Source organism: Leptolyngbya boryana PCC 6306 (assembly GCF_000353285.1).
GTDB classification, from domain to species: Bacteria; Cyanobacteriota; Cyanobacteriia; order Leptolyngbyales; family Leptolyngbyaceae; genus Leptolyngbya; species Leptolyngbya boryana.
In genome coordinates this window covers 211,706-233,177 of the sequence record NZ_KB731326.1, presented here as the reverse complement: position 1 = coordinate 233,177, position 21,472 = coordinate 211,706, and the positions used below count along the sequence as shown (strand labels likewise).

At 45.3% G+C, this 21,472-nt stretch carries 14 protein-coding genes; 9 read left to right on the top strand and 5 right to left on the bottom strand.

Going from position 1 to position 21,472, the window contains the following annotated elements:
* Nucleotides 1-141 precede the first annotated feature (141 nt).
* Both LEPBO_RS0134370 and LEPBO_RS0134365 read left to right on the top strand, forming a co-directional pair.
* Nucleotides 142-1,839 (top strand): ISL3 family transposase, encoded by a 1,698-nt coding sequence (locus LEPBO_RS0134370; RefSeq protein ID WP_017292128.1) that lies wholly within the window; start codon nt 142-144, stop codon nt 1,837-1,839.
* Between the two features lie 133 nt (nt 1,840-1,972).
* Nucleotides 1,973-3,673 (top strand): ISL3 family transposase, encoded by a 1,701-nt coding sequence (locus LEPBO_RS0134365; protein ID WP_017292127.1) that lies wholly within the window; start codon nt 1,973-1,975, stop codon nt 3,671-3,673.
* Between the two features lie 706 nt (nt 3,674-4,379).
* Here LEPBO_RS0134365 and LEPBO_RS39435 read toward each other — a convergent pair.
* Entirely contained in the window at nt 4,380-6,644 is a 2,265-nt protein-coding gene (locus LEPBO_RS39435) for a CHAT domain-containing protein (protein WP_017292126.1), read from the bottom strand.
* Between the two features lie 217 nt (nt 6,645-6,861).
* On the opposite strand from LEPBO_RS39435, the gene LEPBO_RS0134355 reads away from it, so the two are divergent.
* Nucleotides 6,862-7,068: a hypothetical protein gene (locus LEPBO_RS0134355; protein ID WP_144056472.1), complete on the top strand. Its 207-nt coding sequence runs from the start codon at nt 6,862-6,864 to the stop codon at nt 7,066-7,068.
* A 54-nt stretch (nt 7,069-7,122) separates the two neighbouring features.
* Nucleotides 7,123-7,868, top strand: a protein-coding gene (locus tag LEPBO_RS45665) for an IS1 family transposase (RefSeq protein WP_455565126.1) whose coding sequence is annotated in 2 segments (ribosomal slippage) — nt 7,123-7,378 and nt 7,378-7,868 — 747 coding nt in all. Because the reading frame shifts where the segments join, the coding sequence is not laid out codon by codon here.
* A gap of 545 nt (nt 7,869-8,413) precedes the next feature.
* On the opposite strand, the gene LEPBO_RS39430 is transcribed toward LEPBO_RS45665, so the two are convergent.
* Nucleotides 8,414-10,438: a caspase family protein gene (locus LEPBO_RS39430; RefSeq protein ID WP_017292124.1), complete on the bottom strand. Its 2,025-nt coding sequence runs from the start codon at nt 10,436-10,438 to the stop codon at nt 8,414-8,416.
* Nucleotides 10,435-13,182 (bottom strand): CHAT domain-containing tetratricopeptide repeat protein, encoded by a 2,748-nt coding sequence (locus LEPBO_RS0134335; protein ID WP_026149133.1) that lies wholly within the window; start codon nt 13,180-13,182, stop codon nt 10,435-10,437. The genes LEPBO_RS39430 and LEPBO_RS0134335 overlap by 4 nt, the downstream gene beginning before the upstream one ends.
* A gap of 182 nt (nt 13,183-13,364) precedes the next feature.
* On the opposite strand from LEPBO_RS0134335, the gene LEPBO_RS0134330 reads away from it, so the two are divergent.
* Genes LEPBO_RS0134330 through LEPBO_RS0134310 form a run of 5 tightly spaced genes read left to right on the top strand, consistent with a single transcriptional unit; the run spans nt 13,365 to nt 19,737 of the window.
* On the top strand, nt 13,365-14,675 hold the full coding sequence (locus LEPBO_RS0134330) for a hypothetical protein (RefSeq protein WP_017292122.1): 1,311 nt from the start codon (nt 13,365-13,367) through the stop codon (nt 14,673-14,675).
* A 15-nt stretch (nt 14,676-14,690) separates the two neighbouring features.
* Complete coding sequence (locus LEPBO_RS0134325) at nt 14,691-15,773, top strand: DUF1822 family protein (protein ID WP_017292121.1); 1,083 nt, start codon at nt 14,691-14,693, stop codon at nt 15,771-15,773.
* A 4-nt stretch (nt 15,774-15,777) separates the two neighbouring features.
* Entirely contained in the window at nt 15,778-18,024 is a 2,247-nt protein-coding gene (locus LEPBO_RS0134320) for a CHASE2 domain-containing protein (protein WP_017292120.1), read from the top strand.
* On the top strand, nt 18,017-18,688 hold the full coding sequence (locus tag LEPBO_RS0134315; RefSeq protein WP_017292119.1) for a hypothetical protein: 672 nt from the start codon (nt 18,017-18,019) through the stop codon (nt 18,686-18,688). The genes LEPBO_RS0134320 and LEPBO_RS0134315 overlap by 8 nt, the downstream gene beginning before the upstream one ends.
* 47 nt (nt 18,689-18,735) lie before the next feature.
* Complete coding sequence (locus LEPBO_RS0134310) at nt 18,736-19,737, top strand: NAD(P)-dependent alcohol dehydrogenase (RefSeq protein ID WP_225903996.1); 1,002 nt, start codon at nt 18,736-18,738, stop codon at nt 19,735-19,737.
* A gap of 52 nt (nt 19,738-19,789) precedes the next feature.
* On the opposite strand, the gene LEPBO_RS40660 is transcribed toward LEPBO_RS0134310, so the two are convergent.
* Nucleotides 19,790-20,575: an META domain-containing protein gene (locus LEPBO_RS40660; protein ID WP_190711065.1), complete on the bottom strand. Its 786-nt coding sequence runs from the start codon at nt 20,573-20,575 to the stop codon at nt 19,790-19,792.
* A 149-nt stretch (nt 20,576-20,724) separates the two neighbouring features.
* A complete protein-coding gene (locus LEPBO_RS39420; RefSeq protein WP_017292116.1) occupies nt 20,725-21,342 on the bottom strand; it encodes a tetratricopeptide repeat protein in 618 nt (205 codons plus the stop codon).
* Between the last annotated feature and the right edge of the window lie 130 nt (nt 21,343-21,472).

The window sequence follows — 21,472 nt, the reverse complement described above, 5'->3', positions numbered from 1 at the left end:
ACGAATCAGCAAATTATCGCTAAGTTTTCACGTTACTTACAAGGGGATCACCAAAAGCTGACATGATCCCGAAGTTCGGCACTTGCCCAAATTTGGTGAAGCAATTCGCTAGAATAGAGCAAGGAACTCTTCAGATGACTCGTGGAACTTTTAGAACTACTTCCCAACTCGGAACACATACAAATTCGGAACTATGAGCTAGATCGCGTTCAGAAGCAAGTGCGAATTGATCTGTGTTCAACTCAAATATTTGCACCTTGCCCGATTTGTCAGCACGAAGCAGTTCGAGTGCATAGCCGATATGAACGAACACTCGGAGATTTACCGTGGGCAGACTATCGGGTAGTCATGCAATTTGAAGTGCGAAAATTTTTCTGCGATAACGCCTCCTGTCAACGTCGGATCTTTAGCGAACGACTGCATGAAATCGCAGCACCCTGGGCACGACGAACTCAACGGCTAAATGCTCAATTGAGTGAAATCGGTTTGGTATTAGGAGGTGCAGCCGGAATTCGGTTGAGCCAGAAGTTGCATTGCACTGTGAGTCGCAATACCATCCTACGATTAGTGATGCGTTTACCGCCGCTACAAGTTGCAGCGCCTCGAATTGTCGGGATTGATGATTTTGCTTTTCGTAAGTGTGTGAGCTATGGCACGATCATTGTGAATCTAGAAACTCATAAACCGATCTCATTACTCCCTAGACGAGCTGCGGAACCTGTTACCGAATGGCTGAGCCAGTATCCCGGCATCGAAATCGTGTCACGAGACCGCTCCTCCGCGTATCGGAGTGGAATTACAGCAGGTGCGCCGAGTGCTACTCAAGTTGCAGACCGATTTCATCTGATGCAGAATCTAGCAGAGGTTTTAGAACAAGTTTTGAGAACTCAAACACAGGTGCTGAGAACGGTCGGAGAAACCGAGTCGAAGCAGGTGAGTTCAGAAACAATCGCTGTGATTGCTCAGATACTGAGCGATTTAGTTCCAAAATCAGATCAAGTATCAGAAACAGACTCCCAATTGCAGGAAGAGCAATTGATTGGCTCTGCTCATTGGCAGAAGCGTAGCACACAGCATCAGACGATCTGGAGTTTGTTTGAGCAAGGATGGGCGACTGCTGCGATTGCCCAGGAAGTTGGCTTGGGCGTTCGGACTGTCCAACGAGACCTTCGCAAACCTCAGTTTGCTGACCCTCAACGACGCAGTGACTATGGCGATAGTCTGGCTGTGCCCTATCGAGCCTTCATCACTGAGTACTTACAGAAGCACAAGCAAACCTACGGATTGTTTAGTGTACTAAAACGACAAGGCTACAAGGGGAGTAGACGGACATTGAGTCGATATGTTCATCGATTACGCGAAGCCGGATCTCTGACTTCTCAATCTCATCGCCCTCGTTCACCTGCTCCAAAACGCAAGACTGAATCAACAGTTCCTGCTACGCCGCTGAGTGCGAATCGAGCAACTTGGCTTGTGATGTGTGTACCAAAGAAGCGCACCCGTGAGCAGAAACAACTGATTAAGAGGTTGAAAACCCATTCGCCTGTTTTGAAAACTGTAATTGAACTGAGTGAGGCATTTTGCAAACTCATTCGCCATCGGCAATCAGAGCAGTTCGAGACTTGGTTAAAGGAAGTGGAGGTCAGCGATCTCATTCCTTTTCAGAAGTTTGCTCAAGGACTACAGCAGGATTATGAAGCAGTCAAAGCAGCAATGACTCTGCCGATTAGTAACGGACCTGTGGAAGGGCAAATCAATCGATTGAAGCTACTTAAGAGGCAGATGTACGGTCGAGCAGGAATCAAGTTACTAGAGCAGCGCTTCTTACTCATAAGTTAGCTATCTCTCGATGCTAGATTACCAAATCTGGACAAGTGCCCGTAATTGTCGGTTGAGCCAATACTATTGGGCACTTGTCCAAATTTGGTGAAGCAATTCGCTAGAATAGAGCAGGGAACTCTTCAGATTGCTTGTGAGATTTTTAGAACTATTACCCAACTCAGAACAGATAGAAATCCAAAACTATGAGCTAGATCGCGTTCAGAAGCAAGTGCAGATTTATCTTTGTTCAACTCAAGCATTTGCACCTTGCCCAGTTTGTCAGCACGAAGCAGTTCGAGTGCATAGCTGCTATGAACGAACACTCGGAGATTTGCCGTGGGCGGACTATCGGGTGGTGATGCAATTTGCAGTGCGAAAATTCTTCTGTGATAACTCCGCGTGTCAACGCCGCATCTTCAGCGAACGACTGCACGAAATCGCAGCACCTTGGGCACGCCGGACGCGACGGCTGAACGATCAATTGAGTGAAATCGGCTTGGTATTAGGAGGTGCAGCCGGAATTAGGCTGAGCCAGAAGCTGCATTGTCCTGTAAGCCGCAATACTATTCTGCGATTGGTGATGCGCCTACCTCCTCCACAAGTTGCCTCGCCTCGAATTGTCGGAATTGATGATTTTGCTTTTCGGAAATGTGTGAGCTATGGCACGATTATTGTGGATTTAGAGACGCATAAACCGATTGCATTACTCCCCGGACGAGCGGCGGAACCTGTTGCCGAATGGTTGAGCCAGTATCGCGGCATCGAATTCGTATCACGAGACCGCTCCTCCACGTATCGGAGTGCAATTACAGCAGGTGCGCCGAGTGCCACTCAAGTTGCAGACCGATTCCATCTGATGCAGAATCTGGCGGAGGTTTTAGAGCAAGTTTTGAGAACTCAAACTCAGGTGTTGAAAACGGTCGGGAAAACCGAGTCGAAGCAGGTGAGTTCAGAAACGATTGCGGTCATTGCCCAGCATTTGAGCGATTTAGTTCCAAAATCAGCCCTAGCACCAGAAACAGACGCTGAACCACAAGCAGAGCAGACCATTGGTTCTGCTCACTGGCAGAAGCGTAGTACACAACATCAAACAATCTGGAGTTTGTTTGAGCAAGGATGGTCTACTACTGCGATTGCCGAGGAAGTTGGCTTGGGGATTCGGACTGTCCAACGAGACCTTCGCAAACCTCAGTTTGCTGACCCTCAACGACGCAGTGACTATGGCGATAGCCTAGCTGTGCCCTATCGAGCCTTCATCCTTGAGTCCTTACAAAAGCACAAGCAACCCTACGGATTGTTTAGTGCACTAAAACGCCAAGGCTACAAGGGGAGTAGACGAACATTAAGTCGATATGTTCATCGGTTACGCGAAGCCAAGCCTCTGACTTCTCAATCTCAAGATCACCCTCGTTTGCCTACTCCAAAACGCAAGGCTGGGTCAACGGTTCCTGCTACACCGCTGAGTGCGAATCGAGCGACTTGGCTTGTGATGCGTGTACCAAAGAAGCGCACCCGTGAGCAAAAACAACTGATTAAGAGATTGAAGATACACTCGCCTGTTTTGAAAACCGCAATTGAACTGAGTGAGGCATTTTGCAAAATCATTCGTCGTCGGCAAGCAGAGCAGTTCGAGACTTGGTTAAAGCAAGTGGAGGTCAGCGATCTCGTTCCTTTTCAGAAGTTTGCTCAAGGACTACAGCAGGATTATGAAGCAGTCAAAGCAGCAATGACTCTGCCGATTAGTAACGGACCCGTAGAAGGGCAAATCAATCGATTGAAGCTACTTAAAAGGCAGATGTACGGTCGAGCAGGAATCAAGTTACTAGAGCAGCGCTTCTTGCTGACAAGTTAGCTCCCTCTCAATGCTAGATCACCAAATTTGGACAAGTGCCTACTATTGTCGCGCCATACCTTATCCAGCTTGCCCTTGCCCTGTCATTCTTAGAGGTTAAGAGTGATTCAGGCTTTTGTGCCTTGCACGCCATCAGGGTCATTACTTACTGCTGATGTAGGCGGGGTCAGTGACCCTTTTACATGGGAACATGGGACAGGAACTCAGGGGGAAGACGGCTTCCCAGTAGAGGCGCAACGCTGAAGGTCGCGCGTAGAGATCGAAACAGATCGAGATCCGGATCTAAATCGATCCCTATCTTTGATTGATACCTTAACACTTAGACATTAATCGCTGTAAGTCCTGTTAGAGAGGCTTTCTAGCCAATATAAATTTCTACAACAGCAGTGCTTCAGACGACTCGAAATGCCTGATTTTGCGTGCTGTCGAAATAGTTTCGGTTCAAACCTCTAATTGCTCCCATTTCTCAAACCCTTATTTCATAGATATTTCCACAGACGTTTCAATGAGACAAGGTGCAAAATATGAGCGAACCCTATCTCGAACTCTATCTGTTCATTTCTAAGTCTATCCCGAACCCTATTTTTCCCACACGCTACAACTAGTAGGGATGATCGTAAAGTAGCAGCGCCAGCCAGACCGCGCTTGATGACAGATTTAACGCCTCGACCAAGGCTGAAGATAATATCGTTGCCATGACGACATCTTATAGCCCTTCACCGATGAGTGTGAATGCTGCCCAATTTTTTGGATTGGGATGAGTTTTGAGAGTCGTTAACATTGCTTGACGGAGTGCTTGTGCTTTATCGGCATTGTGTTTCAACTGTTGATAGAATGCCTGCATTAGTTCAGCCGTCGGAGCATCAGGAACAGCCCAGAGTGAAACAATCACACTTGGAACACCTGCACTGATGAACGATCGCGATAGTCCAATGACTCCATCTCCAGTTACTTTTCCACGTCCAGTATCACAGGCACTCAAGACCACTAAATCTGCATTTAGCTTCAATTGTGCAACTTCTTCAGCCGTGAGAATTCCATTATCTGTTTCAGATGGAGCAAGCGCCAACCAGCTTTTGAAGCCATTACGATCGTCGAACGAGCCATGCGTTGCAAGATGAATGATCCTTGCATCCGACATTTGTTGAAGGACAGTTTTCTTAGTTCCTTGCTTGCCAGTGATTGCTTGAGTGCCAAATAAAGGCGCGATTGCATTCGCTTCTTGTGCGGCGTTTGGCAAATTCGAGAGCGGTTGTGCTGAATTTGGATCATTCGGCATGAAAGGATTCCCAACAATTAGCGCACCTTGCCCGCTTGACAGTGATTTGAGGGCACGGGTTTTGTCTAGGAGTCGGATAGAAGGGGCAGTGCGAATTGTGTGCTTCTCGATTAGAAATTGACCATCAGCAGATTTAAGCGCAGCAAGAGGAACAAGAAAAAGAGTGCGATCGGGAATAAAAACAATGTGCTGATTCGGATCAGTTGGAAGTAGAGACGCGATCGGTTCGATTAGCAGTTTATAAAGTGTTGTGAAATTCTCATCGGGATCAGACTGAGTACAAGGATGCTTTTGAGTGACTGCATCGACAATGAGCCAATCTGATTGGGAGCTACGAACACCGATTGAGTCACGACTGTTACCAATCAAACGAGAAATTGTTGGACATTGCTTCGGTAGAACTGCTGCAAGATTGACTTGACGAAACGCAATGCTGCCATTCGGTTGAATCACCCATATAAAGAGTCGCGTTTCTTGCCCTTTAGGATCATCAATGACTGAATACTCCACTAAAGTGGCATTTTGCGATCGTGCAGTCTGAGTCAGGGTAGCAAGAGAGGGGGCTTGGCTAATCAGTTGCGAGGATGGTTGTAGCTGTTGAGTTAACCGTTCAACTAAAGCTTTAGTACGCCCCCACTCTGAAATGGTCAGGGCAGTTTCAGGTTGATTTTGAGCAATTAAAACTTCTTGTAACGCCCGATAGCTCTTCGTTTGCGTCTCAAACACTGAAATTTTATTTGCTTCAGAGAGTCGGTCTAATCGAATTTGTTCAAATACTGCGATCGCCCGTCTGAGCGACCGTTCTGCTTGAGAAAATTGCTGCACTGCAAATTGAGCGAACCCCAGATTCATCCAGGCGTTTGCTTCATGATCGCGAGCGTTGAGTTTTTGAAAAATGGGCAGTGCTTGATTGTAGCCAGCCATTGCTTCTTCATAGCGAGAGAGGGAAACGTAAGCAATGCCTCGACTTAATAAGGTGTGTGCTTCAAGAATACGGTTTTTCAGTTTTTGAAAAATGGGCAGTGCTTGATTGTAGTACTGAAGCGCTTCCTTGTAGCGGGAGGAGCGGCGATAGGTTGTTGCTAGATTAAGTAGAACGGTTGCTTCGCCTCTGCGATCTTGAACGGCTTGGAAGATGAGGAGTGCTTCACCGTAGGTGTGAATTGCCTCGTCGTAGCGAAGAAGAGATGTATAGACATTCGCTTGGCTCATCAGGCTGTTGGCTTCCTCACTGTGGTTTTGAACCGCTTGAGCGATCGACAATGCTTGATGATAGAGTTGCAATGCTTCCTCATAGCGGGCTAGAGCAAAGTAAGCATTCCCTTGAAGTAAGAGTAGAGTAGATTCGCTATCTTGATTTTTCAGCGATCTGATAATCGGTAGTGCTTCACTGTATAGTTGCAGCGCTTCTCCATAGCGAGACAGAGCAAAGCTGACTTTACCTTGATGTAGTAGGGTTTGCGCTTCTCCTGGTCGATCACGAAGTCTTCGGTAAAGCTTTAATGCAGATTGCCAGGATGTGATCGCAGATCCATACTGATTTTCCTGATATTGCTGCAATCCTTGATTAAACAATCGATCTGCTTCGACTTTTTCAGAGTGCTGAAGTTGAGTAACCAGAGTGGTTTGAGCCATTGTAGGGTTTGTTCCAACAAGGATCAGCACCATCATCAAACTTAATCTGCTGTTCATCGCAATTCCTCGACCGTCTGAATTTATCGTAGAGCGAATTCTTGAGATTGCATAACCTCTCTAGGAGTGAACTCTACACCGATATGAGAAGTTCAATGAACTCTCTAAAACTTCTAAGAGCATCTTAGATCGCACAGTCAACCATGATGAGCATCGGGACATTTAACCGCGCTCTATGCTCAACACATTCAAACAAACTGTTTACTTTCTGAAAGTCATGAATATCAACTCTTGCAAAGCACTGATCGGACTATCCTTAGTCGCGTCTTGTAGCACTGTCCTAACTCCACACCCCGCTGAGGCTCAAACAACACTCCCAACGATCGTCGTCATTGGACATCCTCCCCAAAGCCGTACCGATATCGAACGGATCTTGGATCAGGTCAGACAACCCTCTCCCATCACAGAAACGGTAGTGTTCTAGATATGTGGATATATGGCAGAATGAAAACGATGTGTTAGAGGGCTGAGTCTAGAGATGGTCCTAGAACCTGTTCAATGTCCCGATTGCCAGAGTGTGGATGTCGTTAAGCATGGTCGCAGTGCTGCTGGAAAACAACGGTATTGTTGCCGTAACTTAGAGTGTTCGAGACGATCATTTATCTTGAACTTTAGCTATCGAGGACGACTGCCTGAAGTCAAAGCGCAAATCAGCGACATGGCAATCAACGGCAGTGGTATTCGTGATACCGCCAGAGTGTTGAAGATTAGCCCAACGACTGTGATTGAAACGCTGAAAAAAAGTCAAGTCAACTTGAACAAGTAAACATAAGTCTGCTCGAACAGCACCAACCGGATAACACGGCAGTCATGGTCGTCAGAGTCGAGGCGGCGGAGATGGACGAGATGTGGAGTTTTGTCGAGTCAAAGCAGCATCAACGATGGTTGTGGCACGCGATTGACCATCAAACTGGAAAAGTCCTTGCCTATGTGCTAGCCACCCATGAAGACTCAGCTCTTAAGCAACTTCAGCAACTGTTAGCTCCTTTTTCGATTCAACGGTTTTACACCGATAGTTGGGGAGCTTACTTGCGATTGCTAGATGAGCAGCACCATACGGTTGGCAAAGCCAACACACAGCGCATTGAGCGGAAACATCTAACTTTGAGAACTCGGATCAAGCGGCTTGCCAGAAAGACGATCTGTTTTTCCAAGACTGAGAAGATGCATGATACTGTGATTGGATTATTCATCAATCGTCATGAGTTCGGGCGAGCAGTATAACGTTATGCCCACACATCTAGAACACTACCCACAGAAACCTTGGAGGATATCGGTCTTCTGGAACCACCACAGTACCCACAGACAAGTTTGTCGCTGCTCACGGTCGATTGTCGATCATCACAGGATGTCAGAACAAATGCTGTCACTCAAGCACTATCGGGAAGGAATTCTTTAACATACTTGACCTTTGGGACAGAGGTGACCGTTCAATACATGAACGAAAGAGGCTCTGAACAGTTTGTTGTGACAGGCGGCGGCGGTCCTAATACCGCAACGGTCAGGGCACTGACCCCGGTTGCTGGGACGTTAATCTGTCGTCCATAAAGCATCTTGGCTCTGCAATGAAGCTCATCGAGTTTCATTGCAGAGTTATTTAACTCATTGGCTACAACTAATTTTTTCCGAGGCCGTTATTAGAAGAGGCACCATCCTAGCCATATTGCCACAGCCATCAGGGTGATGTTGTCAATGTTTTGGTACGGCAAGGCTTCGACGATCGGGGTCACGAGGGTTAAGTTGACAGTACCCTGTGATGTAGTAAATCTTTAGATAATTTGGAATGCAAGGGAAAGAGTGGCAACATCTTCAGTGCTAATCTTGTAAGTGGAATGACCAGATTGGCGATCGAGATCAGAGAGAAGATTCTCGATCGCATCAATTCCCCGCTGAGTTGCGATCGCGATTGGCATTCGATTCGATTCTTCTGCTAGTGTTCTTAGTTGTTTGTAAGTTCTCGTGAGTGGATTACGGCTCGCAACAATTAAAGCTTCACCTCGTCCAACTAAAGGAGGTACAATTCTGAAGGTTTCGCCTTGATCTGGATCAGGAACGAATCGATTTGCTTTTGCAGACACTTCACCGCTCAAATCTCCGCTAATGTAATCATTCGGAAAAACGATCGAAAAACGACCATTCGGACTGATCAAGGCAATGAGTAAGTAAAGCGATGAACGATCGTGATTTTTAATCTGAAATTGACAAGGCGTTTTAACTGGAATCGGTTGATTGCGAAGGTTTGAACTTCGATTTGTACTAGACTGAGCGATGATTTGATCCGGTTGGTTTTGGCGATGTAGTGAAACTTCAATGTTTAACTGTGAAGCAGTCGGGTTGAGGGTTTGGCGAATGAGATGAGCGGCGAAAAGACTCTGAAATCTGGGGGTGAGACGTACGATCGCATCTGAAATCGATTCATCAGCTTGCCCAAATGAATCAGGCAATCGTTCTAAGCTCGGTGAGAATAATCCAATGCTGTTTGAAGTTGCGCGACTGAGAATATGTTGAACGAATTGAGGATAAGCACCGTTTTGAGTCGGGACAAATTCGATGCGATCGCTCTCAATCTTCAGCGCTTGATCGTCAAACGATGAATCTAAACCAATTCGCAGTTTGATTGTTCTTGGAATGACTCGTGCGGATTCTTTTAGCAATGTTCCGGGGCGGAGCTTGCTGGGAATTTTTGCGATCGCGGTTAATCCTTTTCGTTCAATGATGGTTACTGTCTCTGTTCCCTCTAATGTTGAGAACGTTGATCCCGTTCCAAAAGATTCTAATGTTCTCTTATCTAATCCTCCTAACCAAAGAGTAGCTTGATTTTGTCGAATGGATTGCACCACCGCTTGAGCTGATCGATCAATCGGAGCCGTGAAGTAGATTGGCTTTGTTGTAAGTTCGGGTCCAACATCAAAAACGGGTTCTTGGAAGCCTGTGGCAGCGAACAGCGATCGTTTAATCATTGCTTCTGCGTCCGTTAAACTCTCTGCTGATTCCCAAAGGTATTGAGTGAGAAAGTACGTGAACAAGCCAGAAGATACATCAGCGAGATCATTTTCTTTTGCAAGTTGGTTCGCTGTGGCGGCAGCGAGAATTACACCTTTCGCGCCTTTCTTTCTGCGATCGCGCAATTGTTCAGGAGTCAATCCCAGCTTTCGCATCCAACTCTTCTGATAGTCAATTTCTACTTTGCTCGGTTGATAGAGCGTATTGCTTGCATCGGCTCGAACTCGTTCACTTCCGCGAGTTCCACCCCCTGAGTAACAACAATCAAAAACGGCAGTAACATTCTCTGTTTTCAGGGCTGACATTAATAGAAATAAGGTCTTGCCCATAATGTCATTCACGCTTTGGTCAGGATTGAGATGATTTGAAGCCGCAGGAACGAAAGCGGTATTTGCTTGATCCGAGGTAATTGCTTCAGAGTCGAACACTCGTGAGCCATGTCCTGAAAAGTGAAACATAACAATATCATCTGAGTTTGCTTGCTGAATTAGATGAGTCTCGAAAGTTTGTAGGATGTTGCTTCGAGTTGCATCTTCGTTGAGCAAGATTTTGATATCTGAAGGTTTGAAACCAAAGCGATGAATTAGAAGTTCGCGTTGAAGTTCAACATCAGTTTTGCAACCGTTTAGAGGGGAAAGACTGCGATTGCGAGTCTCCGAATAACTATTAATGCCGACTAATAATGCAAGTTTGCGTGAACTCGATCGAGCTAATGCCTGACGATACTGTTCTGCCTGAGCGAGATAAATTGCACTTAAAGCTGTCGTTTGAAGAAAATACCGACGTTTCATCGTGCCTCCCCGATCAGTGTGAAAGCCGCCCAATCTTTCAGATTCGGATGGGTTCTGAACGTTGTTAACATTGCTTGTCTTAGGGCTTGAGCCTTATCAGGATTGCGTTTTAGTTGTTGATAGAATTCCTTCATCAAATCTGCTGTAGGAGCATCAGGAACCGCCCACAATGAGACAATCACGCTCGGAACACCTGCGGCAATAAACGATCGAGATAATCCCACAACCCCATCACCCGTCACTCGTCCCCGTCCCGTATCACAAGCACTCAGAACCACTAAATCAGCATTTAACTTCAGTTGCGCGACTTCTTCAGCCGTAAGAATCCCACTATCATTTTCAGAGGGAGCAAGCGCTAACCAGCTTTTGAAACCATTGCGATCGGAAAACGATCCATGTGTTGCGAAATGAATCACTCTAGCATCAGAGATTTGCTGAAGGATTGTTTGTTTCGTTCCTGCTTTGCCTGTGATCGCTTGTGTGTTGAATAAAGGCGCGATCGCTCTAGCTTCTTGTTCTGCATTCGGTAGATTCGATAGTTGTTTCGCTTGGGTAGAATTTGGATCGATCGGCATCAGCGGATTGCCAACAATCAGCACATTGTTTCCTTTTGGACGAGAGTTGAGCGCACGAGTTTTATCCAGCAGTTGAATCGAAGAAGCAGTACGGATTGTACGTTGCTCGATTAAGAATTGACCGTTTGTAGCTTTGAGAGCAGCAAAGGGAACTAAAAAGAGTGTTCCATCTGGGATAAAAACAATGTGCTGATTCGGATCGGTTGGAAGAAGAGATGCGATCGGTTCAATCAGCAATCGATGAAGCGCTCTGAAATTTGCATCTCGATCAGACTGGGCACAGGGATTCTTTTGGGCTGCGTCATCGACAATTAGCCAATCAGATTGGGAACTCCGAACCCCGATCGATTGACGACCATTTCCGATCAATTGTGCGATCGAAGAACATTGCTGCGGTAGAACGTCGGTTAACTTGACTTGTCGAAAGTCGATCGCTCCAGTCGGCTGAACAACCCAGATATAGAGTTCTCGTTTGCGTTCGTTGAGCGAGTATTCAACGAGAGTAGCATTCTGAGATCGCGCAATTTGTCGAAGTTGCTCCGCGCTCGGTGCTGCTTGAGAGGGTGAATCTGTTGGCTGCAACTGTTGACTTAATCGTTCTACTAACGCTTTTGTTCGTCCCCATTCTGAAATCGTGAGTGCTGCTTCAAATTTCTTCTGTGCAATCATTACCTCTTGTAAGATGCGGTAGCTAACGGCTTGAGTCTCGAAGAATGAGATTTTATTTGCTTCAGAAAGTCGATCGAGTCGAATCGATTCAAAAACAGCGATCGCGCTTTTCAGAGATTGTTCTGCTGGAGCAAATCGACCTATCTCAAAGTAAGTAGCACCCAGATTATACAATGCTCGTGCTTCCCCAGAGCGATCTCTAACCGCTTTGTAGACGGGCAATGCTTCATTATACGAACGAATTGCATCTTCGTAGCGCCGTAAAGCTCGATAAGCATTCCCTTGATTCAATAGAACTTTTGCTTCCCCGTTACGGTTTTTGATCGCTCGGTGAAGCACTAAAGATTCTGCATAAGCTCGAATTGCATCCTCGTAGCGTGAAATCGCAACATAAGCAATTCCGCGATTCATCAGTGCTAATGCTTCCCCGTCACGGTTTCGGATCGCTCGATAGATTGAGAGTGCTTGTGTATGCGCCTGAATTGAATCCGTATGTCGAGACAGCGCACCGTAGATAATGCCTAAGTTGCTGAGTGCTTCTGCTTCCCCTTGAGGGTTTTTAATCGATCGAAAAATCGATAAAGCTTCAGTGTAAGCTTCGATCGCTTCATCATTACGATCGAGCAAATCATAAACGACTCCCCGATTCATCAGAACGCCTGCTTCCCCGCTTCGGTCTTTGATCGCTCTCAAGATGGGTAAAGCTTGATCGAATGCGGTTAAAGCTTCCTCGAAACGGGATAAGAAACGATACGCATCTCCAAGACTAGATAGTGCTGAAGCTTCTGAGCGACGATTTTTGAGTTCTCGAAAGATCGGTAAGGCTTGATTGAAAGCTGCGATCGCATCGTCGTAACGAGAGATGAAATTATAGACAATGCCTCGATTCATCAGTGCTTTAGCGACATTGTTCCGATCGTTTGCAGCTTGAAAGATTGCTAAAGCAGCTCCGAAACCTGCGATCGCTTCATCGTTACGAGTGAGGTAAGCATACGTGATGCTGCGATTCATTAGAACTTCTGCTTCACGGCTGCGATCGTTCATTTCACGAACGATTGATAAAGCTTCATCGTAAGACCGGAGTGCGTCTTCGTGACGAGATAAAGCAGTATAAGCACTTCCCCGATTCATCAAGACGACTGCTGCATCGTTGCGCCGCTTGAGTTGCTGAAAAATAGAGAGTACTTGATCAAACGCACGAATTCCTTCTTCGTAGCGAGATAGCAGCGTGTAAGAGCGTCCTTGATCGTTCAGAATGCTTGCTTCTTTTTGTCGATCGCCAATTTCCCGATAAATTTTTAGTGCTGCTTCCCAAGATGCGATCGCGGCTTCGTGCTGCTCGGATTCGTACTGCTGCTGACCTTGTTTTGATAAGCGATCGGCTTCTGATTTGCGATCGATCTGTTGCGTTTGAGCAATCGATTGAGCCAGTGTTAAGGGTGCATTTGTACCTACAAAGAGAAGCGCGATCGCTAAAAGATTGAGAGAGCGTTGCATCATCGGTCAGTCCTTGATCGTCCGGAGTTCATCTTAAAAGAAAATTTATTTGCGGTATCTTATTTTTTATTCTTCTCGCTGAATTTACGGAATTCGGAAAATTTGCCGAGAATCCCTTCGATATGTCATAACTTCTTCGGGGAAAGATTAATTGTTTTCTCTGACTAGCAGGAATCGAGGTGGCGATGAGTGAGATAGGTGAATATTGGACGTTAGTTCGGGTCAATCCAGCAGGCGGATATCGTGCGGAAAAATCCGCGATCGCACATCACTACATCGAGCAAAATTACGCTCAAATCACAGAATCAAATTCATTACAACAGTTGCTTATTCGCGACTATCAAAATGGTTCAACTGAGGCGGAATTGTGTCTTCGTTGCTTTATTTCTCACTGCACCTTAGAAGAAGCAAGCTCGATCACACGTCAGTTCGGAGACTACTACCAATTCAATCAGTTTGATGTTCTGAGCTATGTTCTCGATGATGATGGAACGCTAAACCGTCACTATCATCCGTTATCGCAGAAGATTCTAGCAAGTTACAATCCAGCGATCGCATCTCTCAACACTTGGGCGACTCGACTGGTAAGACAGCACCCCGATCTCAATCAATTTCTCAAGCAGCAAGGACTATATCTAAAAAGCGATTGGGCGATTCTCAACAGTACAACGACCAAGCGATTAGAACGAATATTAAGCGATCGATTTTACTGGTCGATAGATGCAATCCAGACTGCAATTCTCTATTTAGAAAGCTATCACGCGGTTTATTTAAGCGATCGTATTTCTGAAGGCAGTCAGGGACGATGTAAAGAACCGACCCCTGAACAATTAAAACGAATCGCTGATCAACTGCAAACAAAGCTGAATCAGCCGATTTCTTCAACTCAAGTGCTAAAACAATTACTTGCGATCGCGCAATGTCTCCGCCAGCATCGTCTCAATCGCTACGAAACTGAATCGATCGAGGAAAAACCGATTCAAGCAGAACAGCTTACAGTTCGTAGCACTGAATCCGATCCAACAGATGAATTTTTGTATTACTACCGCGCTCAATTCGTTCAATGTTTGAGTGCGGCTCTAGAAATTGTGATTCGCGACTATACCAGTCGTCTAAAAGAGCAGAAAGCTAACCAATTCCGTATTGCGCTTCATTTGTTTTACTGCCAACGGATCACGATGACGCAAATCGCGGAACAACTCGATCTCAAGCGCCAAGACAACGTTGCGCGATTATTGAAACTCAAAACTTTACGGGCTGATGTGGGATTGCATATCCTCACCCGACTGAAACAGGATATCTCAGCGATCGCCCAAAATTTCACCGACTCGGAACGGTTGAGCCAATTTGCCGAAACGATCGATGAAGCGTTGCGCGATCAAGTCGATGCCCTATTAGAAAAGGATGCTCAACAATCTAAAACTCCAAAAGCCTATCAAAAAGATAATTTGTTCGCTGAACAGCTTTGTGCTTTGCTCAGTCGTGACTTACATTGATTCAATCTTCAGATCATGATGACTCCGTTAAACGCTGCCTCTACCTTAATTGACCTCGATCCAGAGCGAGTGAGAACCGCGATCGCATTCACTCAATCGCTCTCAAATCCGCTCACTCAATGGCACTCCTATCTTGCCTTGCTTGCCTTGGAGGGTTTTACTCAGTGGATGCTTGATCGCTCAACTCCAATCGAGTTCGATCGCTCCCAAGCTCGGTTAATTGAACCTTCAGGCTTTGGTATCCCTGCTGCGATCAATTCTGTGTATGCGAATCAGTTTCATCTTGGTTTTATTGTTATCAATGACGTAGAAGATACGATCGAGTTCCCGATCTCATTGCTGCAAAACCCTGCTCATTTTTATGTGGTGATTTATGTTGATGAGGAATCGAATCAAATAGCGTTTCATTCCTTTATACTTGGCGATCGACTTACGATAAATTCAGCAGATGAGACGTGTCTGATTCCAATTTCTTTATGTGAAACCAACTTAGAACAATTGCTATGGTATCTCGCAGGTTTAGAGCTTAGTGCAATTCCATTACTAAAAACTTGTTCAGTGATTTCTCCTCAATGGTTAATTCAACCGCTTGTGAATGCGGCTCAATGGGCACAAACTCAGATTGATGAATTGACTTGGACATTGTTCTCGCTTGAGTTAGTTCCGGCAATGAGAACACGCGCAGATGCGTTTAGTGCAGATGTAACGTCTGTGTTTACGGAAATCGAACGCTCTGGCATTCACATTCCATCAACGGCACAATCGGGTTATCGATCGATCACGCTGAATCAACATATATTTCGGCTCTATGTTACGACTTGGGCAATGGAAGAAACCTCAGAGCCAGAATGGTCTTTGTTAGTGATCTTAGAGTCGATCGATTCTTCAACATTACCGACAGGGACTCAATTGATTGTTCAAGAAGGGAGTACGGTATTAATTGAAGAAGTAGCTAAGGTAGAATCATCCTATTTGATTGCTCAAATTATTGGAAACTGGAATGAGAAATTTACTTTAATGCTCAGAAGCATCAATCCTGAAACCCATACTCTAACGGATTCTCTGAGTCTAGCCCCGATCGTATTTCAACCGTACTAATGCCATGCTATTAAAGATTTGGCGCGTTGAACAAACTTGCTTATTTGAGTTAGTCTGGCATGAGACACAGACTTTAAGTGCAAAGCTGACCTATCCAGAAACACTTACTACGCTTTATCAAACTTGGCAAAGTACTTACCTTCAGTTTTACCGTTCAACCTTACGCGCTCGTCTTGGGTTAGTCCTCAACATTCAACAACCCGAAATCGATTGGCGAACTCGGCTCGTTCAAGCTGAAGCCGCTTTTCTGGCTGAATTTCATTATTGGTTAAACAGTGCAGAACTATTAGAAATTCGACGCGAAATCACTAAAACCTCAGTTCTTTATCTTCGCTGTGATTCTTCAGAGATTGTTAAATTACCTTGGGAATCTTGGCAAATTGGTGCAGAGTTCGGCTCTTCTCAACCGATTCAGATTATTCGGACTTCACTCGCGCTTTGTGCTGAACGAGCGAAACCGATTCATCGCACTAAAAATCGCATCTTAGTCATTTTGGGTGATGAAACAGGTCTCAATTTTGAAGCGGAACGGGCAGCCTTACAGCAGTTAAATCATCGTGCAGAAATTCAGTTAATTGGATGGCAACCAGAGGCGCGAACTCCTGAGCTACTGCAACAAATTCGGAATGCGATCGCTGATCCAAAAGGCTGGGATATTCTCTTCTTCGCCGGACACAGCAACGAATCCACACTTACAGGCGGCGAATTAGGCATTGCGCCAAACACTTCGATTCTAATCAGCGAGATTGCTCCACAGCTAAAGATTGCTCAGGAGTGCGGATTACAGTTTGCTATTTTCAATTCTTGTAATGGTCTCAGTATTGCTGAATCACTCATTAACTTAGGTCTAAATCAAGTCGTTGTGATGCGCGAACCGATTCGTGATGATGTTGCAAAAGACTTTCTACTTCACTTCTTAAGATATCTATCAAATCACCAGAACGCACAAGAAGCAACGCTTTCTGCCTGTCAGTTTCTCAAACTAGAGAAAAATCTAACTTATCCTTCTGCCTATCTTATTCCTTCACTTTTTTCTCATCCTCAAGCAAAACCCTTTCGATTCGCAACACCCACTTGGAAAACCCGCATAAGACCGTGGAAGCCGCAATGTTTAGAAGCGATCGCAGTCAGTATTTTCGCTTCTCTCAGTGTTCTGCTCCCGGTTCAAAGTGCGCTCATTGATCAGCGCCAATTCGTGCAGGCAATCTACCGCCAAGTTACAAATCAAAGCATTCAACCTCAATCTTCTCCGGTGTTACTCGTTCAAATCAATGAAGAATCGCTTCAGAAAGATAGAGTAAGCTTGATCGAACAAAATCTCGATCGACGATATTTAGCAAAAGTTGTCGATCGCGTTTCACAATCAGAAAGTTCAGTGATTGGCATCAATTATCTTTTGTTTCGACATCAACCAAGTGGCGATCGCGCTCTAGAAACATCGCTCTCAACGGCGATTCAATCGGGTAAACAGTTTGTATTGGCAGCAACGCCAGATTTACAGTCAAATCAATCTTGGATCACAGCACTACCAGAGTTCAAACAATTCGGAAGCAATGGTGATATGGATCTAATTGGTGATCCTGCCTTCTATGCCAGAGTAATTGGCGATACTCTAGCTCAAAGCGAAATGTTACCTTTTGCCTATCAAGTTGTTCGATTGTGCAATCCGCAAGCCCTCGATCGACGAGATCCGCGCCTATACTTTCAGCCAATCACTCAGTTCTCTGCAATCTTTGGACAAACCTGGTTACATCCCTTAATCGATTATTCAATTCCACCAAACCAGGTCTACAAAGCAATTCCAAGCTGGAAACTCTTGCGAAATCAAGATACAACAGATCGCACAAATGCGATCGCGCTAATTGTTCCAGATGGTCAAATTGATGCAGGAGTCACACCTGGAGAAGACTACTTCATCAGCCCGCTTGCCTTCAAATTCTGGCAATCCACCGCGAGTGCAAAAACATCAAGCGGAACAATTCACGCTTACTTAGTTCATAGCTTATTAAATCGCCGAATGCTCCTACCAATTCCGGATCTATGGATCGTGATCATTGCTGCGATCGCAGGAAAAGCAACAATCATCCTAATCAATCAACACCAACGAAAACGGTTTTTTATGGTTCCGATTGGTTATGGTTTAGCAAGTTTACAGTTCTATATTTCTTACTCTGTCTTACTTCCATTTTTACTCCCAGCACTCACGTACCTTGCATTTCTTGTCACCTCGAAACCTCAATCTGATGATTAAACGAACTCTGATTCTATCTAGCCTACTCACCGTTTCTTTCTTCACGGATGCGAATCTGCTTTCTGCTCAATCTCAGCAGCGATCGAGTTGGCAACCTTTTTTCCAGCGGATTGTTTCTCGAACTCCGGTTCCACGCAAACGAGGCGGCGGACGTGGAGACTGGGAAGTGATTTCACCTGGCATTTGGAGAAAGCAGCTTTGGACGTTGCAACCAAGCTTAATTTGGCGTACCTCAAAGCAACTTCCCGATCGCGTTGAAATTCTCCAAGCAGGTTCACGCACTCCGCTATGGAGCCGGACAATTCAATCAGGCGGTACACTCTCGATCGCTGTTAAACTTGAACCAAGCAAAACCTATCTTGTAAGGTTTCTCAAACGCAATGCTGATCTGCAAAAAGATGAGATTGTGACCGCTTGGGAATTTCAAACTTTGTCGATCGTACAACGTCAAAAAGTCACAGCAGACCTCGATCGCATTAATAAAAAGCTCAAACCATTAGACCAATTACAGCGACGAATTGAGGTATTTGCAAAACATGAACTTTGGTCTGATGCGTTTCAAGAAATTGAGCGATCAAGCTTATCTCCAACAGAACGACAAACTGCGATTGATCAGCTACTCACGCAACTAAAAGCCCTCGAATCTTCTCAACGTAGAAGCTAATGTTGCATCACTTTCTAGCTTTGAACTCTTACAGATTTAACATGACCATGAACACAACTAACATTACAAAGCCTAAGATGAAAGCGATCGTTCAGACCGAGTATGGTTCTCCCAATGTGTTGAAACTGGCAGAAGTTGATAAACCAGTTCTATCTGATAACGGTGTGCTTGTGCGTGTTCGTGCTACTGCTGTTCATGCAGGAGACTGGCATTTAATGCGCGGGAAACCGTTCTTTATTCGTCTTGTTTATGGGGGAATACGATCGCCAAAAATCAAAATCTTAGGGACTGATGTGGCGGGAGAAGTGGAAGCAGTTGGCAAAGCAGTGACGCAATTTAAGCCAGGGGATCAGGTCTTTGGTGATTTATCAGAAGCTGGATTTGGGGCATTTGCTCAATACGTTTGTGTTCCCGAAACTGCTTTGGTTTTGAAGCCAACTAACTTGACGTTCGAGGAAGCTGCAACAATTCCCGTTTCTGCGATGACTGCTTTACAAGGATTGCGGGATGTTGGACAGATTCAACCAGGACAGAAGGTTTTAGTGAAAGGGGCTTCTGGTGGAGTGGGATCGTTTGCGGTGCAGATTGCCGAGGCATTCGGAGCCGAAGTGACCGGGGTGTGTAGTCCTAGCAAAGCGAAGATGGTACAAGAAATTGGAGCAGACTATGTTCTGGACTATACGCAGGCGAAAACGGGATTGAAGGAGCAGTACGATCTGCTGTTTGATGTTGCTGCATACGGTTCGGTTTTTGACTATTTACCACTGTTAAAACCCAAAGGTCACTATGTCTGCGTTGGTGGCTCGATCGCTCGATTGTTTCAGGTGATGTTGTTTGGAGCTTGGATGTCAAAAATTAGCGATCGTCGAGTGAAAAGTCTAGCTCAAAAGCCGACTCAAGCTGATTTGATTGTGTTGAAAGATCTGATTGAGGCGGGCAAGATTCGTCCGTACGTAGATCGCTGTTATTCGCTAAGTGAAATTCCGACCGCGATTCGTGCGATCGAAGAGCGGCAGGTGCAAGGAAAAATCGCGATTAGCGTCGAATAGCTTAGGAATCCGAGGAAGTAGCATCTATCCTCGGATTTCGGTTTGCGATTCCCTATTTCTGCCGAGCGAAAGTCATTACTCCTAGCTCAGTTCTATTTGCAAAAAACAGCTGTAAGTTATCATTACTACCGAGTTCATACCGCTGAACAGTTGCGAGAGAGGATAGATAATTCTGTTCAAGCTGCATCTGCGGGATAGCACATCCCTTTTTCGTGCTGGCAATAGCTTCGATTTTGAGTTGATTCGCAGGTTCTTGATAGGTTGCATTGTATCGATTACAGCCTGAAAATCCCCTCACTGAATCTGCTGTAAATTGAAGAGTGATCGGATGTTGGCTTCTCACAGAGTTGGGTGCAAGAGTGCTGATTGAGCGAAGTTGCCAGCTTGTATTCTGTAGCTTCGACTGAACAGGAGTAAACACTAAAACGCCGCTACCCTGTGCTGATGAATAGTTCATTGTCAGTCGATTTTTGGCAGAACGAATCGATAGGCGAGGTGATTTTAGAATCGTTCTAAATTCATTTTCCCGCACACCCACTTCTAAAGAACACCCAATCATTGTAGAAACGAAATCTCCGATTACTCGTAATTGACCGTTTTGCACTTGGTAATCTGCGGCATAAGAATTACAACCTGATGAACCACCGAGCCTTCTGCCATCAAGTCGAATCGTGATCGGATTTTTGGGTAGTAACGAAATACGATCGCCATTCGATCGTCGCCATTCGGAAAGCTGCCAGGTGATACCTTCAAAGGGAACAGATTGCCCAATCGGGTTAATCAGCTGAGTTGTAAGCGTTGGAAGAGATTGAGCCGCAAACCCGCAGAAAGTAGTCAATACAATGCTACCTGCTACTACAGAGGCGATATTTTTGATGCTAAATCTTTGAAACATACAGTAATTGAGAAATGCTACAGTAACAATTCTGAAGTTGATGTAGGAAAAAGCAGATAGTGTTACGAAATTAGATACTCACATTTTTACGACTAACGCAGATTTGTTTTACCTTGTTGTCGCAGTGTATTAAGTCGTTGTAAAAACTGTTGAGCCTGAGTCGGATTGTCCGTTGCTTTGTAGAGATTAGCAAGCGTCTCGATCGCTGAAATTGCCGCAGGATGATTCGCTCCCAATCTCTTCTCCTGAATGCTGAGGGCGCGTAAATAGAGCGGTTCTGCTTTAATGTATTGTTCCTGTTCGCGATATAGATCTGCAAGCCTGCTGAGACTGGGCGCAAGTGAAGGATGAGTCTCATTCGGGGTAGAGTCATAGCTACGAATCAAACGAAGTAACAATGCTTCTGCTTTGTCGTACTGTTTCTGTAAATGATAAACCGTAAGTAATCGATCGAAGCTAATTGCAAGTGCAGGATTTGAGAGTCCTAGAATCGGTTCCCCAGCTTCAATCGCGTGTTCTGCTGCCGCTGCCGCCTCTTCATACTTCTCTTGCAACGTCAGATCTAAAGTTTGCTGATTGAGTCGATCGACTAATCCTTCAGTCGCCGCTTCTTGAGTCGGAAGAATGCTAATCTGAGCGGAAACTGGGGACGAGATCGCGAATCCGAATGCGATCGCAACTATCCAACAAGCAACGTTTCGATACTTCATCTTAATTCTCATGGGTAGGCACTCTGGATCTATGGCTGAGTGCGATCAAGGATATGCAAGTTGTGCGCTTCAAAAGATTGCATAACCTGATAAACCTTGAACTCTAAACCCAAACAGATTCAAATTTCTA